13 protein-coding genes are annotated in these 15,320 nt (G+C 76.3%); 8 read left to right on the forward strand and 5 right to left on the reverse strand.

What is annotated here, in order from left to right:
- Position 1 precedes the first annotated feature (1 nt).
- Positions 2-1,219, reverse strand: coding sequence for an L-2-hydroxyglutarate oxidase (gene lhgO / locus ABD644_RS10650; RefSeq protein ID WP_344688826.1), 1,218 nt, complete (start codon positions 1,217-1,219; stop codon positions 2-4).
- 189 nt (positions 1,220-1,408) lie between these two features.
- Between lhgO and ABD644_RS10655 the strand changes: the two genes are divergently transcribed.
- Genes ABD644_RS10655 through ABD644_RS10665 form a run of 3 tightly spaced genes read left to right on the forward strand, consistent with a single transcriptional unit; the run spans position 1,409 to position 3,982 of the window.
- Complete coding sequence (locus ABD644_RS10655) at positions 1,409-2,578, forward strand: cytochrome P450 (RefSeq protein ID WP_344688827.1); 1,170 nt, start codon at positions 1,409-1,411, stop codon at positions 2,576-2,578.
- 47 nt (positions 2,579-2,625) lie between these two features.
- Entirely contained in the window at positions 2,626-2,817 is a 192-nt protein-coding gene (locus ABD644_RS10660; protein WP_344688828.1) for a ferredoxin, read from the forward strand.
- Positions 2,818-2,827: 10 nt separating this feature from the next.
- Positions 2,828-3,982 (forward strand): NAD(P)/FAD-dependent oxidoreductase, encoded by a 1,155-nt coding sequence (locus tag ABD644_RS10665; protein ID WP_344688829.1) that lies wholly within the window; start codon positions 2,828-2,830, stop codon positions 3,980-3,982.
- 7 nt (positions 3,983-3,989) lie between these two features.
- Here ABD644_RS10665 and ABD644_RS10670 read toward each other — a convergent pair whose 3' ends face one another.
- Entirely contained in the window at positions 3,990-4,190 is a 201-nt protein-coding gene (locus tag ABD644_RS10670) for a hypothetical protein (protein WP_344688830.1), read from the reverse strand.
- Between the two features lie 225 nt (positions 4,191-4,415).
- On the opposite strand from ABD644_RS10670, the gene ABD644_RS10675 reads away from it, so the two are divergent.
- Positions 4,416-5,390 carry a coiled-coil domain-containing protein gene (locus ABD644_RS10675; protein ID WP_344688831.1) on the forward strand — a complete coding sequence of 325 codons (975 nt, stop codon included), beginning with the start codon at positions 4,416-4,418 and terminating at the stop codon, positions 5,388-5,390.
- Between the two features lie 33 nt (positions 5,391-5,423).
- On the opposite strand, the gene ABD644_RS10680 is transcribed toward ABD644_RS10675, so the two are convergent.
- Positions 5,424-6,659, reverse strand: a complete 1,236-nt coding sequence (locus ABD644_RS10680; protein ID WP_344688832.1) for a YbfB/YjiJ family MFS transporter — start codon at positions 6,657-6,659, stop codon at positions 5,424-5,426.
- A gap of 314 nt (positions 6,660-6,973) precedes the next feature.
- On the opposite strand from ABD644_RS10680, the gene ABD644_RS10685 reads away from it, so the two are divergent.
- Both ABD644_RS10685 and ABD644_RS10690 read left to right on the forward strand, forming a co-directional pair.
- A complete protein-coding gene (locus tag ABD644_RS10685) occupies positions 6,974-8,068 on the forward strand; it encodes a C40 family peptidase (protein ID WP_344688833.1) in 1,095 nt (364 codons plus the stop codon).
- Positions 8,069-8,271: 203 nt separating this feature from the next.
- Entirely contained in the window at positions 8,272-9,273 is a 1,002-nt protein-coding gene (locus ABD644_RS10690) for an NAD(P)H-dependent glycerol-3-phosphate dehydrogenase (protein ID WP_344688834.1), read from the forward strand.
- Between the two features lie 10 nt (positions 9,274-9,283).
- Here ABD644_RS10690 and ABD644_RS10695 read toward each other — a convergent pair whose 3' ends face one another.
- Both ABD644_RS10695 and ABD644_RS10700 read right to left on the reverse strand, forming a co-directional pair.
- Positions 9,284-10,747: a protein adenylyltransferase SelO gene (locus ABD644_RS10695; protein WP_344688835.1), complete on the reverse strand. Its 1,464-nt coding sequence runs from the start codon at positions 10,745-10,747 to the stop codon at positions 9,284-9,286.
- 62 nt (positions 10,748-10,809) lie between these two features.
- On the reverse strand, positions 10,810-13,209 hold the full coding sequence (locus ABD644_RS10700; RefSeq protein WP_344688836.1) for a CDP-alcohol phosphatidyltransferase family protein: 2,400 nt from the start codon (positions 13,207-13,209) through the stop codon (positions 10,810-10,812).
- 81 nt (positions 13,210-13,290) lie between these two features.
- Here ABD644_RS10700 and ABD644_RS10705 point away from each other — a divergent pair, with 81 nt between their 5' ends.
- A complete protein-coding gene (locus ABD644_RS10705; RefSeq protein WP_344688837.1) occupies positions 13,291-14,349 on the forward strand; it encodes a glycosyltransferase family 4 protein in 1,059 nt (352 codons plus the stop codon).
- Complete coding sequence (locus ABD644_RS10710) at positions 14,346-15,320, forward strand: lysylphosphatidylglycerol synthase transmembrane domain-containing protein (RefSeq protein WP_344688838.1); 975 nt, start codon at positions 14,346-14,348, stop codon at positions 15,318-15,320. The genes ABD644_RS10705 and ABD644_RS10710 overlap by 4 nt, the downstream gene beginning before the upstream one ends.

Genomic DNA, 15,320 nt, shown 5'->3' on the forward strand with positions numbered 1-15,320 from the left:
CCTAGCCGCCGGTCCGTTCCAGCACGCGTTCGGCGACGTACTCGCCGATCGCCAGTGCCGACGTCGCCGCGGGCGAGGGCGCATTGCGGACGGCGACCACGGGGCCGATGCGGTGGATCCGGAAGTCGTCGACGAGCGTGCCGTCGCGGTCGACGGCCTGCGCGCGGACCCCGGCGGGGGCCTTCTGCACGTCGTCGTCCCGCAGCGCGGGGACGAACTCGCGCGCCGCGGCGAGGAAGGCGCTCCGCGACAGGGAGCCGCGGACCTCCCGGACGCCCGTGCGCCAGTGCCGCCGGGCCAGGGACCGCGTGCCGGGCCAGGCCAGCGTCTGGACGAGCTCACCGAGGCGGACGTCCCCCCATCGGTAGCCCTCGCGCGCCAGCGCGAGCACCGCGTTGGGGCCGATGTCGACCCCGCCGCCGACCCGGCGGGTGAAGTGGACGCCGAGGAACGGGTAGCGCGGGTCGGGCACCGGATAGATCAGGCCCCGGACGAGGCCGGTGCGCTCGGGCACCAGCCGGTAGTACTCGCCGCGGAACGGCACGATCGCCGGGCCCTCCTCGTCCCCGGCCAGCCGCGCGACGCGGTCGGCCTGCAGGCCGGCGCACACGACGAGCCGGTCGACGGCGAACGCCTCGCGCTCGGAGCGGACCACCACTCCCCCACCGGCCGGCCGCTCCAGGGCGGTCACCGCGAAGCCCAGCCGGACCTCGTGGCCGCGCCGGCGCAGCTCCTCGGCGAGGGCGCGCGCGACGGCGCGGAAGTCGACGACGGCGGTGTACGGCGAGTGCAGGGCCGCCGCGCCGACGGCCTCCGGCTCGACCTCCCGCAGCCCCGCGCCGGCCAGCCGGCGCAGCCCGGGCACGCCGTTCCGCGTGGCCCGCCGCTCGATCTCCCCCAGGGCGGGCAGCTCCTCGGGACCGCGGGCGACGACGAGCTTGCCGCACTCGTCGTAGGCCAGCCCGTGCTCGCCGCAGAACTCCCGGAGCAGTACCCGTCCCCGGCCGCAGAGCTCGGCCTTCAACGACCCGGGCGCGTAGTACAGGCCGGCGTGGACCACCCCGCTGTTGTGGCCGGTCTGGTGGACCCCGACGTCGTCCTCCTTGTCCACCACCGTGATCCGGGCGTCGGGCCGCAGCTGCGCGAGTCGGCGGGCGACCGCCAGCCCGACGATGCCGGCGCCGACGACGCCGATGCTCTCCACGCCCGCGCCGGTCATCGGGCGCCGCGCGCGACGTGGCCCATAGCCGCGATCGCGACCCGGCGTTCCTTACACGGCGGACTTTTGCTTGACACAGTGTCAAGTGAGGTGTCATGGTGCGCATCAGCACGTGATCGCCGCCACAACGCAGGCGTGACCCGCGCGATCGACGCCCGGTTCGGCACCGACTCTCCCTCGAGGTGGCTCATGACCGTCCCCACATCCGACATCGACCTCTTCGCCGACGAGGTCCTGCTCGACCCCTACCCGTACTTCGCCGAGCTCCGCGAGCTGGGCGCGGTCGTGCACCTGCCGGCGAACGACGTCTACGCGCTCACCCGCTACGACGTCATCCGCACCGCCCTCGGCGACCCGGAGACCTTCTCCTCGCGCAGCATCGGCTTCAACCCGATGGTCAACGAGGCCCTGCAGGGCACCTCGCTCGCCTCGGACCCGCCGGTGCACGCACAGCTGCGCGCGACGCTGACCGAGAACCTCTCCCCCCGGGCCCTGCGCGGGCTGAAGACGCAGATCGACGCCAAGGCCGAGGCTCTGGTCGGCGAGCTGGTCGCGCAGGGGTCCTTCGACGCCATCGACGCGCTGGCCCGCGCCTTCCCGCTGGAGGTCGTCGCCGACCTGATCGGCTTCACCGGCCACGTGCGCGACAACATGCTGCGCTGGGGCCAGGCCGCGATGCAGGTGATCGGCCCCATGAACCAGCGGACCGCGGAGAACTTCCCGATCGCCGGCGAGCTCTACGCCTGGTGCGCCGGCGTCACCGCCGAGGACCTGGCGCCCGGCTCGGTGGGCCGCGGGATCTTCGACGCCGAGGCACGCGGCGACATCCCGCCGAACACGGCCGGGCACATCATCCACCAGTACCTCGGGGCCGGCGTCGACAGCACGATCGCCGCGATCGGCAACATCGTCGCGCTCTTCGGGCGCTATCCGGAGCAGTTCGACCTGGTCCGGAAGGACCGCTCGCTCGTGCCGGCCGCCTTCGCCGAGGTGCTCCGGTTCTGGCCCCCCATCAACACCTGGGGCCGCTACGTCGCCAAAGACGTGGAGATCGACGGCGCCACGGTGCCCGCGGGCTCGCAGGCCGCGATCCTGCTCGGCGCCGGCAACCGCGACCCGCGCCACTACGAGGACCCCGACGCCTTCCTGGTCGAGCGCAACCCGGTCGACCACCTCACCTTCGGCTACGGCCCCCACGGCTGCGCCGGGCAGGGGCTCGCGCGGCTCGAGGCGCACGCCGTCATCGAGGCCCTCGCCGCCCAGGCCCAGCGCCTGGTCCTGGGCGAGGAGCTCCGCGTCCCGAGCAACATCACCCGCAGCATCGAGAAGCTGCCCGTCCTCGAGGTCGTGCCCGCGTGACGGTCGTCCTCGGAGGCACAGGCATCGACGGCAGGACGGTGGACAGCATGAGGATCGTCGCGGACCGGGAGCGGTGCGAGGGGCACGGGCTGTGCGCGGACACGGCTCCGGAGGTCTACGAGCTGGACGACGACGCCATCGTGGTCCTCCTCCACGAGTCGATCCCGCCGGAGCTGGAGCGCAAGGCCGAGGCGGGCGCGCGGGTCTGCCCGGTCGCCGCGCTCCGCGTCGAGAGCTGAGCGGGCAGCCGTGACCCTGCGCGAGGTCGTCGTCGTCGGCGGGTCCATCGGGGCGCTCACCGCGGTGGAGATGCTGCGGATGGAGGACTTCGACGGCCGGATCACGGTGCTCAGCGACGAGGACGTGCCGCCCTACACCCGCGTGCCGCTGTCGAAGGGCGTGCTCGCCGGCACCGAGTCGATCGACGACGTCGTCCTCGCGCCGCTGGCCGACGAGGTCGACCTGCGCCTGGAGACGCCGGCGACGGGGCTGGACCTCCGCACGCGCACCGTGCACACCCCCGCGGGGCCCGTGCCCTACGACGGCCTGGTCATCGCCACCGGCGGCCGCGCCCGGCGGCTGGGTCACCCCGGCCAGGACGAGCGGGTGCTGCGCACCTACGGCGACTGCGTCCGCCTGCGCGACGACCTGGCCGCATCGTCGTCCGTGCTCGTCGTGGGCGGCGGGTTCCTCGGCATGGAGATCGCCTCCACCGCTCGCACGCTGGGCAAGGACGTCACCGTCGTCGACCTGGCGCCACCGCTGGACCGGCTGCTCGGCGCCGTCGTCGGCGGCCACGTGCGGTCCGTCGCGACGCAGGCGGGTGTCCGCATCGTCGTGACCGACGGCGGCGTCCGGCTGCTCGGCGCCCCCACCCCCACCGGGGTGGAACTGGTCGACGGCACCCGCCTGGAGGCCGACCTCGTCGTCTCGGCGGTCGGGGACGTGCCCAACGTCGAGTGGCTCGCCGGCTCGGGAGTGCAGGTGCACGGCGGGATCGTCGTCGACTCCCACTGCCAGGTCGCTCCCGGCGTCGTCGCCGCAGGTGATGTCACCGTGATCTCGGCCGGCGACGGGGAACTGACCCGCTCGCCGCACTGGACCAACGCCGTCGACCAGGCCCGCGCCGCGGTCCGGGCGCTGCTGCACGGGAACACCGCCGCGCCCTACCGGCCGTCGCAGTACTGCTGGACCGAACAGTTCGGTCTCGACGTCAAGATGGTCGGCGACCTCGACCCGCAGGGCGAACCGACCGTGCTCGACGGCTCGCTCGACCAGGGTTCGGCCCTGCTCGCCTGGCCCGACGCCGTCGCACCGCGCAGCATCGTCGCGGTCAACCACCGCACCCCACCCGTGAAGCTCAAGCGCCTCCTCCAGCCGGCCGCCCAGGCGGCCCGCGCCTGAGAGCCGGTCAGTGGTCGCGTCGCGACCGCGCGTCCAGGTACGCCCGCCACTCCGCCCGCCCGGTCCAGGCGGTCGCGATCGCCGCGATCACCAGGAACGCCGCGGCCCCGGCGATCACGATGCCCAGGACGGTCACGATCTCCTCCCAGCCGAACAGCGGCGGGACGGTCAGGTTCCCCGGAGGCGGCGGGGTCGGGGCGGGGTCCATCCGACGAGGGTGCGCGCCGTTCCCGGCACCCGCACGGCGCCGGCCGGACCCCTCACCCGTGTGAGCGACGTCACTCAGCGACACCGCCGATGGCCCCGGCTCCCGGATCGGGTGGGCCCCCTCCCCCTCCGGGTGACGCCCGTCCGCCGACCGGGGGTCCCGGCCGTTCCAGGCCCGTAGCGTTCCGCTCCCTCGGACCCGAGCTGCGTGGGGAGGCAGGTGCGAATGAGCAGTGCACGGCAGGCCGACGGCGGGGCCGACTGCCCCTCGGGCGGTGGCCCGGCGGCCCCGCTGGACTCCCGGCGGCCGAACGTCTCCGGTGACCTGGCCACCGTCCTGCACGGAGCGCCGATGTTCCGTCGCGCCGTGGCCGGCTACGACCGCTTCCAGGTGGACACCTACGTCCGGTGGGCCGAGGACGAACTCGCCGCCGCCGAGCGCGAGCGCGAGCACCTCGTGGCGCGGCACCTCGCCACGCGGTCGGCGCTCGACGAGGCCACCCGGCTGCTGTCCCACTCGGCCGGTGGCGGCGAGCTGCTGCGGCTCTCCGGCCGGATCGGCTCGATGCTGGCCGCCGCGGCCGACGAGGCCCAGAGCATCCGGGTCGAGGCCGAGGCCGACCGGTCCGCCGCCGCCGCGCACGCGGAGGCGACCGTCGCCCAGGCGGAGCGGGTGCTCGCCGACGCCGGAGCCGAGGCCCACCGGACGCTCGCCGAGGCGGTCGTCGCGGCCGAGGCGGTGACCGCCGAGGCCGGCCGGATCGTCGACGAGGCCGAGCGGACGGGCCGGGAGGCACGCGTGGAGGCGGCCGCCCGGCTCGAGAAGGCGCGCCTGATCATGCTGCGCGCCGCCGAGGACGCCGACCGGATCCGGCACCAGGCCGTCGACGAGGCACGGGCCGCCCGGCTGCAGGCCCGGGACGAGATCGTCGCGATGCTGGGCACCGCCCGGGAGGAGCGGCGGCGGGCGGACGCGGCGGCCGCCGCGACCCGGCACCGCCTGGACCAGGACGCCGCGGCCCGCGTCGCGTCGCTCCGTGCGGAGGTGAAGGCCCTGGAGCGCCGACGCTCCGCGCTCCGGGCACAGGTCGAGCGCCGGACCGCCCCGGTCGCCGCGCCGGTCGACGGCGGGCTGGACGCCCACCTCCGCCGGCTCGCCGAGCGGCTCCGATGGCGGCACCGGACGCTGCGGGCACCCTGACCCGAGCACCGGGACCGAGCCGGACGACGGGGGTCAGGTACCCCCGGGAGCGCTCGTGCGGGGCCGGGCGGCGGCACCGCGCCGGGGCAGGGTCGAGGATGCGACGGCCGCCGCCAGCGCGGCGCCGGCCGCGACCAGGAACGCGGTGGAGAAGCTGCCGGTCCGGTCGGCGATCCACCCGCCGAGCTGCGGCCCCACCAGCTGGGCGAGGCCGAAGACGAGGGTGACGGCACCGAAGGCCGCCGCGAACCGGCGGGGGTCGAGCGAATCGGCCAGGTGCGCAGCGAGCACCGTCGGCGCCCCGGTCATCGCGAGGCCGAACACCGCCGCGGACAGCACCGCCCACGGCTCGGCACCGACGGGGACGAGCAGGATCGCCCCCGCCATGCCCACGTAGGCCCAGGTCATGGCGGCCCGTCGGCCCACGCCGTCCGACCATCGGCCGACCAGCACGCCGCCGGCCGTGATGCAGACGCCGACGACCGCGAAGACGGCCGAGGCGTGCACCGGGGCGAAGCCCGCGTCGTGCTCGTAGGCGGCGACCACGAACGTCATGTAGACGGCGACGGCGAGGCCGTACCCGCCGTAGGAGAGCGTCGCGCCGATCCACCCGGGCACGGCCCGCAGCGCCGAGATGCGCACCGGACCGGACACCGGCGCGGCCTGCGGGCGCAGCCACCCGAGCGCGGCGACCGCCACCAGGGCGGCCAGCACGGCCTCGATCGCCCACACCGGGCGCCACGCGCCGGGTCCGGCGACGGCGTGCACGAGCGCGGTCAGTGCGCTGCTGGCCATCACCCCGACCCCCACGCCGCTGCCCGCCAGCCCGATGGCCAGGCCGCGCCGGGAGGCCCGCACGGCCGCACCGGCGATCCCCGGGGCCGGCACCCACACCAGCGCCCCGCCGAACCCCGCCACCACCATGCCGACGACCAGCCCCGCCACCGACGGCGCCAGCGCGAGCACGGCCAGCCCGGCCGTCACCAGCAGCAGGCCCGTCCGCACGGAGGCGGCCGGCGCGATGCGGTCGGCGGTCAGGCTGACCAGGAGCGTTCCCGCGAGGTAGGCACCGAGGTTCAGCGTGCCGAGGAGTCCCGCGACGGCGTAGGAGTGCACGAGGTCGGCGTTCACCGCCGGCAGCAGGAGCGCGTACCCGAAGCGACCGAAGCCCTGGGCGACGGCGGCGGCCAGCACCAGGAGCGGGAGGAGGACCCGTGGCCCGCCGGCGGGGCGACCCTGCCCCGCCGTGCGAGCACGGAAAGGACGCACCGGCGCAGCGTAGGCGGGTGGCATCCTCCGTCGCCCACCGACGATGTGCCGCGACGCCCCGGGTTGTCCCGATCCGGCGACGGCTCTACCGTCGACCGGTCCGGGTCGGCCTTCCGTCGCTGCCCAGTGACCACCGGGTCGGACGCCGCCGAACCATCTGCCGGTGCCCGCCACCGGCCTGGACCGGGGACCCACACGCACCACCGGGGTGAAGCGATCGACGGCCCACCGGGCCGCCGGGCGCCGGGCGTCTTCCCGCCCGAACCCGTCAGCTAACGCGGCAGGCGGCCGTGGAAGAAGGGACGACCGCCGGCATGGCGCGTTCGCACACCCCTGCCCGCCGCCGGACCGCCCTCGCTGGGTTGCTCGCCGGGTTGCTCGCCGCCGGCAGCCTCGCGCTCCTCCCGGCGCCGGCCTCGGCCGACCCGACTCCGGCCACCTCGGCGGAGGCGGCCGACCTCATCGCCGCGCGCGCCCACGACCTCGAAGTCCTCACCGAGCAGTTCAACGAGGCGCGGGAGCAGCTCGCCGCCACGCAGGACGCCGCCGAGGCGGCCGCCGCGCAGCTCGCCGCGGCCGAGGCGGCGCTCGGGCAGGCCCGCGACCAGGTCCGTGCGGTCGCCTACAGCGCCTGGACCGGGGAGCGACTCGGTGCCCTCGAGGCGATGCTGACCAGCGACTCCGCCGAGGAGATGCTCGACCGGATCGGCACCCTCCAGACGATCGCCGAGCACAACGCCGGCGTCCTGAGCGCCGCCGACAGCGCCACCTCCGCCGCCGACGAGGCCCAGGCCACGGCCCAGCGGGCGGCGGCCGACGCGCAGTCCCAGCTCGAGGACGTCACCGCCCAGCGGGACGACCTCGACGCGCAGATCGCCGAGTACCAGGCCGCCTACGACCGCCTCAGCGCCGAGGAGCAACGGGCGTCGCGGGCGGCCGCCGAGCGGCACGCGGTCGAGGCGGCGCCCGCCGAGAGCGCCCCCGCGGGCGACGCCGGCCCCGCACCCGCGCCCGCGGCTCCGGTCGTCCCGGCCGCGCCCGTCGTGGCCGGTGGCAGCGCGGCCGCGCAGACGGCGGTGAACACCGCCATGGCACAGGTCGGCGACGCCTACGTGTGGGGCGCCGCCGGGCCGGACGCGTTCGACTGCTCGGGCCTGGTCCAGTACGCCTACGCCGCGGCCGGGATCAGCCTGCCCCACTCCAGCCGCATGCAGTCGCAGCTGGGCACACCGGTGTCCCGCGACCAGCTCCAGCCCGGTGACCTGGTGTTCTTCTACAGCCCGGTCAGCCACGTGGGCATCTACATCGGCAACGGCCAGATGGTGCACGCGTCGACGGCGGGCGTACCGGTCAAGACCGCCGCGCTGGACTCGATGGGCAGCTACACCAGCGCCCGGCGGGTCGCCTGACCCGCGTCCGCAGCCACGGCGCAGCGCGTGCGGCTGCGGGCCGACCACCAGCCGAACCCGCCGGTGACGACGGGATCACCAGCCTGGCGACCGGTCACGCCGCAGGCACTGGCCGCGACGAGCGGCGACGACCATCCTGTCCGGGCCGGTGATCACCACCGGCAGCCCGTCGCCCTCCGGGCGCGACCGTCAGGAGGACGTCGATGAGGGTCACCGTGCTCGGAGCCGGGTCGTGGGGCACGACGGTCGCCGCGCTGATGTGCCGCCGGGACCACGAGGTGCTGCTCTGGGCGCGCAACCCCGAGGTCGCCGACGAGGTCGGCGGGCAGCGCACGAACGAGGCCTACCTGCCGGGCGCGCGGCTGCCGGCGCGGCTGCGGGCGACGTCCGATCTCGAGCAGGCCACCCGGCACGCCGAACTGCTGGTGGTGGGCGTGCCGACCAGCGGGTTCCGCGAGTGCCTCGAGCGGGTCGCGCCGCACCTGGCGCCCTGGATCCCGGTGGTGAGCCTGAGCAAGGGGCTCGAGCGGGGCACCCACCTGCGCATGACCGAGGTGATCAAGGAAGTGCTGCCCGGGCGGCCGGCCGCGGCGCTCACCGGCCCCAACCTGGCGCGGGAGATCCTGGCCGGGCAGGCGGCGGCCAGCGTGATCGCCACCGAGGACCTCGCCGTGGCCGCGGCGCTGCAGCGCGAGGTGGGCCGCGGCCTCTTCCGGGTCTACACCCATCACGACGTCGTGGGCTGCGAGATCGGGGGCGCGCTGAAGAACGTGATCGCGATCGCCACCGGCATGGCCCAGGGCCTCGGGGTCGGTGACAACACGCGCGCCGCGGTGATGTCCCGCGGCCTGGCCGAGCTCACCACCCTCGCCGTCGCGATGGGCGGCGAGGCGCAGACGCTCGCCGGGCTCGCGGGCATGGGCGACCTGGTCGCCACGTGCATGAGCCCGCAGAGCCGCAACCGCCACGTCGGCGAGCAGCTGGGGCTGGGGCGGCCGCTCGACGAGGTGCTGGGCGAGATGCGCATGGTCGCCGAGGGGGTCAAGACGGCGTCGACGGTGGTGGAGCTCGCCGACCAGCACGGGCTGGACCTGCCGATCGCGCGGACGATCCACGACGTCGTCAACGGGCGGATCCGGGCCGCTGACGCCTACCGGGGGCTCTCCCGCTCGGTTCCGGCGGGGCACGAGTCGCAGCCGGGGTGAGGCACGCTCCTCAGGTGCCGCAGAACGTGCGGTAGGGGCCGGTCTCGTCCGGCGCGGGCGCGGCGTACCGCGCCAGTCCGGGGCGCTCGTCGTAGGGGCGCGACAGCGCCTCGAGCAGCCGCTCGACCGGACCCAGGTCTCCCGCCGTCGCGGCGTCGAGGGCCTCCTCCACGAGGTGGTTGCGCGGGATGTACACGGGGTTCGCCCGGTCCATCGCCGCGGCATCGGGCTCCAGCGCCCGCCACCGCTGCGCCCACGCGTCGAACGCCGCGAGGTCGAGGACCATGCGCCGCGCGGGTTCGGCGTCGCCGCGCGCCGCGGCCCCGAGGGCGCGGAAGAACGACGTGTGGTCGACGCGGCCCTCCTCGAGCAGCGCGAGCAGGTCGTCGACCAGCGCAGAGGCCACCGCGTCGTCCAGGCCGTCGGGCAGGCCGAGCTTGGTGCGCATGCCGGCCGACCATGCCGCGCCGTACCGCGGGCGGAACGCGCCGAGCGCCTCGACCGCGAGGGCCACCGCCCGGTCCTGGTCGTCGTCCAGGAGGGGCAGCAGCGCCTCGGCGAGCCGGGCGAGATTCCACTCCGCGGCGAGCGGCTGGTTCCGGTAGGCGTAGCGCCCGCCGGTGTCGATCGAGCTGTAGACCGTCGCCGGGTCGAAGGCGTCCAGGAACGCGCAGGGCCCGTAGTCGATGGTCTCGCCGGAGATCGTCATGTTGTCGGTGTTCATGACCCCGTGCACGAAGCCGACGAGCATCCACGAGGCGACCAGCGACGCCTGCACCGCGACGACCGCCTCGAACAGCGCGAGGTAGCGGTTCCCGGCCCGCGCGGCGCCGGGGTGGTGGCGGTCGATCGCGTGGTCGGCCAGGCGGCGCAGCAGGTCGACGTCCCCCGTCGCCCGCGCGTACTGGAAGCTGCCGACGCGCAGGTGGCTGGCGGCCACCCGGGCGAGCACCGCGCCCGGCAGCACGGTCTCGCGGTACACCTCGCGCCCGGTCGCCACCACGGCGAGGGACCGGGTCGTCGGGATGCCGAGCGCGTGCATGCCCTCGCTGACCACGTACTCGCGCAGCATCGGCCCGACCGCGGCCAGCCCGTCGCCGCCCCGGGCGAACGGCGTGCGCCCCGCACCCTTCAGATGGAGATCGCGCGGCCGGCCGGCGGCGTCGACCAGCTCGCCGAGCAGCAGCGCCCGGCCGTCACCGAGCCGCGGGACGTAGCCGCCGAACTGGTGCCCGGCGTAGGCCTGCGCCACCGGCGTGGCCCCGGCGGGGACGGCGGCGCCGACCAGCAGGCGCACCCCCTCGGCGCTGCGCAGCGCGGCGGGCTCGAGGCCGAGCTCCTCGGCGAGCGACTCGTTCAGCACGAGCAGGCGCGGGTCGGGGGTCTCCTCGGCCCGCCAGCGCACCGCCAGCTCCGGGAGGTCGCGGGCGAAGCGGTCGTCCAGGACGACGGCCGGTGCCGGTGCGATGCTCACCGGACCGAGGGTACGGACGACGGCCGCCACGGGTCAGCCCCGCCGCTCTCGGTGCCCCGCCGTCACCCACCCCGGGGGCGGGTGGCCGCGGCCTCTGCGGGCGTCGTCGGGCCGAACGCCGCGAGGAACCGGTCGCGGAACGCGTCCATGCGCCACACCGGTGCCTGCGGGCCGGGCAGCATCCCGTCGTCCCAGCCCCACCCGGCGATGCGGTCGAGGACGGCGGGATCGCGGGTCAGCACGGTGATCGGCACGTCGTGCGACGCGTCGGGGCCGCTCACCACCTCGGCGGGCTGGTGGTCGCCGACCAGGATCAGCACGAGGTCGTCGTCGTCGCCGTGGAACGTGGTGACCCACGAGATCAGCGCGGTGAGCGAGTACTCGATCGACCGCGCGTAGAGCCGCTGGATCTCCTCGGCGTCCCCGAACACCTCCGCGGGCGTCGGACCCTCGTCGGGCATCCCGCGGTAGATCGACCCGTCGCCGACCCGGTCCCAGTCGACCATCCGAGGCAGCGGCGTCCACGGCTCGTGGGAGGAGACGAGGTCGATCTCGGCCATCACCGGGGCGTGGCCCGGGCCCAGCTCGAGGTCCTGGAAGGCGGCCAGCGTGTACTGGTCCGGCATCGCCGCGAAGCTGAACTTAGGCCCGGTGTAGCCGACGTCGGTGCGGTCGTAGACGCGGTCGAGCCGGTAGAAGGCCTCCCCCTCGGGCCAGGGGTCCCGGTTCGACGGCACGTCGAAGACCGTGCGCCAGCCGGCCCGCGCGAAGGCGGCCGACAGGGTGAAGCGGTCGCTGTCGAGCAGCTGGTCGTGGCGCTGCTGGCTGTCGATCCACAGCCCCGAGTGCAGCGTGGCGTGAGCCAGCCAGCTGATGCCGCCGAACGTCGGCGAGGTCAGGAAGGCGCTGCGGGAGCCGAAACCCGCCCGGTCCGTCGCCTGCGTACCGGCGGTCAGCACGTCCCGGATGTCGCCGGAGAACGACGACCCTTCCACCGCGACCCGGCCGTAGCTCTCCACGAACGCGATCACCACGTCCTTGCCCCGGAGTGCCGTGAGCAGGTCCTCCCCCGGCACCCCGCCCCACGGGTCGGGGGCGGCGAGCTGCGCCCGGAACGCCGGCAGGTCCCGCGCGTTGGCGACCGCACCACCCACCTGCGCGGCGGCGAGCTCGGCCGCACCCAGGGACGCGACCGGCGCGCCCGGGACCAGGTAGGCACCGAGGACGGCGCAGGTCACCCACACCGCCCCCAGCGAACCGACCGTCCCGGCCGAGAGCGCCCGGCGGCGGGCGGCCACCCGGATCAGCCGCGCCGTCGATCCCAGCACCGCTGCGACGAGCCCGACGACCAGCAGGGCGCCACCGACGAGGGCGACGTCCGCCCAGCCCGTGCCGACCGTGTCGCGGAGCACGATGACGGCGGAGTCGAGGAGCCGCCAGTCGGTGACCGGGTTGAACGGCCGGTGCACGAACTCCCGGAACCCCATGTCGAGGAGGCGGACGACGGCCAGGGCAGCCAGCAGGAGGCCGGCTGCGATGCCGAGCGACCGCCGGGCGCGGGCGGGCGCGACCAGCGCGAGCGCGACGAGCACCAGGCCCTCGACCGGGATCCGGGCGAAGGTCAGCGGCGTGAGGCGGACCAGCCGGTCGGGGAACACCAGCACCGACCACACGGCCGCGACGGCCAGGACCGTCGCCGCCGACGCCAGCACCCGCCGGCGGCGTGACGCCGGGCCCAGCGACGGCACGGACCGCGGCTCGACGTCCGCCGTTCCGGCGCGACGGCGCCACGCCCACCCGATCTCCCGCCCGAACGACTCCGCGAGCAGCGCCGCGACGACGACGAGGGCGAGGACGGCCACGACCGGCGGCAGCACGCCGCCCGCCACGACGACCAGCACGACGGCCTGGGCGACGGCCACGACCTTGCACCAGTGGCGCGGCGGCATCTCCCGGCGCAGCCAGGGCAGGGCGCGCCGGGCGAGGACCAGCACGTAGTGCGGCGAGGCGATCGCGAGCACCCACGGCCCCAGGTCACGGGCGACCACGACGCCGAGGACCAGCACGAGGAACGAGTCGACCTCGACGTCGAACCGGGCACCGACCGCCGACACGGTGCCGGTCCGGCGCGCGACGCGGCCGTCGACGCCGTCGAGCACGAGCGCGGCGGCCGCGAGCGCGGCCAGGACCGCCGCCGGGACCGGGCGGACGAACGACTCGGCGGCCAGCGCCGCGACGCCACCGACGAGCGCGCTCCGGCCCAGGGTGACCCGGTCGGCCGGCCCCAGGACCCCGGTGCCGTGGCGGCGCAGCGCACGCGCCAGCAGGCCCGCGACGGCCGCGCCGTAGCCGAGACCGATCACCCATCCCGGCGCACCCAGCCCCACCGTGCCGGCGAGCACGCCGAGCACGGCGGTCTGGGCGAGCAGCCCGGTCAGCAGGGCGGTGTGAACCGTCGGCACGGCGCCTCCGTGGAGAGGTGTACACCACGGGGCACGGGACGCGGGACGATCCGGTTCATCACGGGAGCCGAGGAGGGTGCGGTGCCGACCGTCCACGTCGTCGTCCCGGCCGGGATCGACGACCCCGCGCGGCCCAGCGGCGGCAACCGCTACGACCGGCGGCTGTGCGACGGGCTCGCCGCGACCGGCTGGGCGGTGCGCGAGCACGCCGCGCCCGGCGCCTGGCCGCGGCCCGGGCGCACCGACCTCCGCCGCCTGGCGGGGACGATGGCCGCCGTGCCCGACGACGCCGTCGTCGTGGTCGACGGGCTGATCGGCTCCGCGGCCGCGCCCGTCCTGGGGCCGGAGGCCGCCCGGCTGCGGCTCGTGGTCCTCGTGCACATGCCGTTCCTCGCCCCGGTGGGCGACGAGCGCGCCGCCCTCGCGCACGCCCGCGCCGTCGTCACCACCAGCTTGTGGACGTGCGATCGGCTGGTCGCGGACCACGACCTCCCGCCGGAGCGGGTCCACGTCGCCTCCCCGGGCGTGGATGTCGGCGACCCCGCACCGGGCACGGACGACGGTGGTCGGCTGCTGTGCGTCGCGGCGGTCGTCCCGCACAAGGGCCAGGACGTGCTGGTGGCGGCGCTCGCGCAGGTCGCCGGCTCGTCCTGGCACTGCACCGTCGTCGGCCCGCTCGACCGCGATCCGGTCTTCGTCGAACGGCTCCGCCGCGCGGTCGGCCGGTCCGGGATCGGCGACCGGGTGGCCTTCGCCGGCCCGGAGGACGGCGACGCGCTGCGCCGCGAGTTCTCCCGGGCGGACCTGCTCGTCGCGCCCTCGCGGCTGGAGGCCTACGGGATGGCGGCCGCCGAGGCCCTGGCGGTGGGCCTGCCCGTCGTCGCGAGCGCCGTCGGGGGGCTGCCCGAGGCGCTCGGCCGGACCCGCCTCGGCGTTCCGGGACTGCTCGTGCCCCCCGGCGACCCGGGCGCCCTCCGGGCCGCCCTCTCGGCCTGGCTGGACGACCGCGACCTGCGGGGGCGGTTGCGGCGCGCGGCGCTCGCCCGGCGCGAGACCCTGGCGGGGTGGGACTCGACGACGGCCCGCGTGGCCGCGGTGCTCGCCGCCGTCTCCGACCGCTCCGGGCTGGTCGCCCGGTGAGCGACGGGGTGGTCCCGGGTGGGCGGCGGACGGCGTGGGCGTGGGCCCGGCCGGCCGGGGGCGCGGGAATCCTCGGCGTCCTGGTGTGGCAGCTGGGCACGGTCCCGTTCCTGGAGGGCGTGCGGGCGATCAGCGTCTGGTCACTGCTGGCCGCCACGGCGATCACGGCGCTGGCCACGGTCTGCTCGGCGTGGCGGTGGCAGGTCGTCGCCCGCGGGCTCGGGGTGGGCATGAGCCTGCGCGAGGCGGTCGCCGCCTACTACACGTCGCAGTTCCTCAACAGCGCGCTGCCCGGAGGGGTGCTCGGCGACGTGCACCGCGGCGTGCAGCACGGCCGGGACGCCGGCGACGTCGGCCGCGGGCTGCGCGCCGTCGCATGGGAGCGGGCGGCCGGGCAGACCGTGCAGGTGGTGCTCCTCGTGGTCGTGCTGTGCGCCATGGCCTCGCCGGTGCGGCCCGTCATGGTCTGGGTCCTCGCCGCGGTCGCCGGCACCGTCGCGCTGGGTCTGCTGCTCGTGGTCCGCAGCCGTCCGCGGGGGGCGGCATCCCGGCGCGCGCGGGTGCTGCGGGCCGCCCGCGCCGACGTCCGGCACGGGCTCCTCGACCCGCGGGCGTGGCCGGTGGTCGCCGGCACCTCCGTGGTCGTCGCCGCCGGGCACACCGGCACGTTCCTGGTCGCGGCGTGGACGACCGGCACGCACGCGTCGCCCGCCCAGCTGTGGCCGCTGGCGATGCTGATCCTGTTCGCGATGGTGCTGCCGGTCAGCATCGGCGGCTGGGGACCGCGCGAGGGCGTGGCCGCGTGGGTGTTCGGCGCCGCCGGGCTGGGCGCGGCCCAGGGGGTGGCCGCGGCGACCGCCTACGGCGTGCTGGGCCTGGTCGCCACGCTGCCCGGCGCCGTCCTGCTGGTCACCGACCGGGTGCGCCGCGGCCGGCTGCGGGCCGCGCCGGTCGCCGTCGGCACCGGCTGA

Origin of the sequence: Blastococcus jejuensis (genome assembly GCF_039534705.1) — a bacterium.
Lineage (GTDB): Bacteria > Actinomycetota > Actinomycetes > Mycobacteriales > Geodermatophilaceae > Blastococcus_B > Blastococcus_B jejuensis.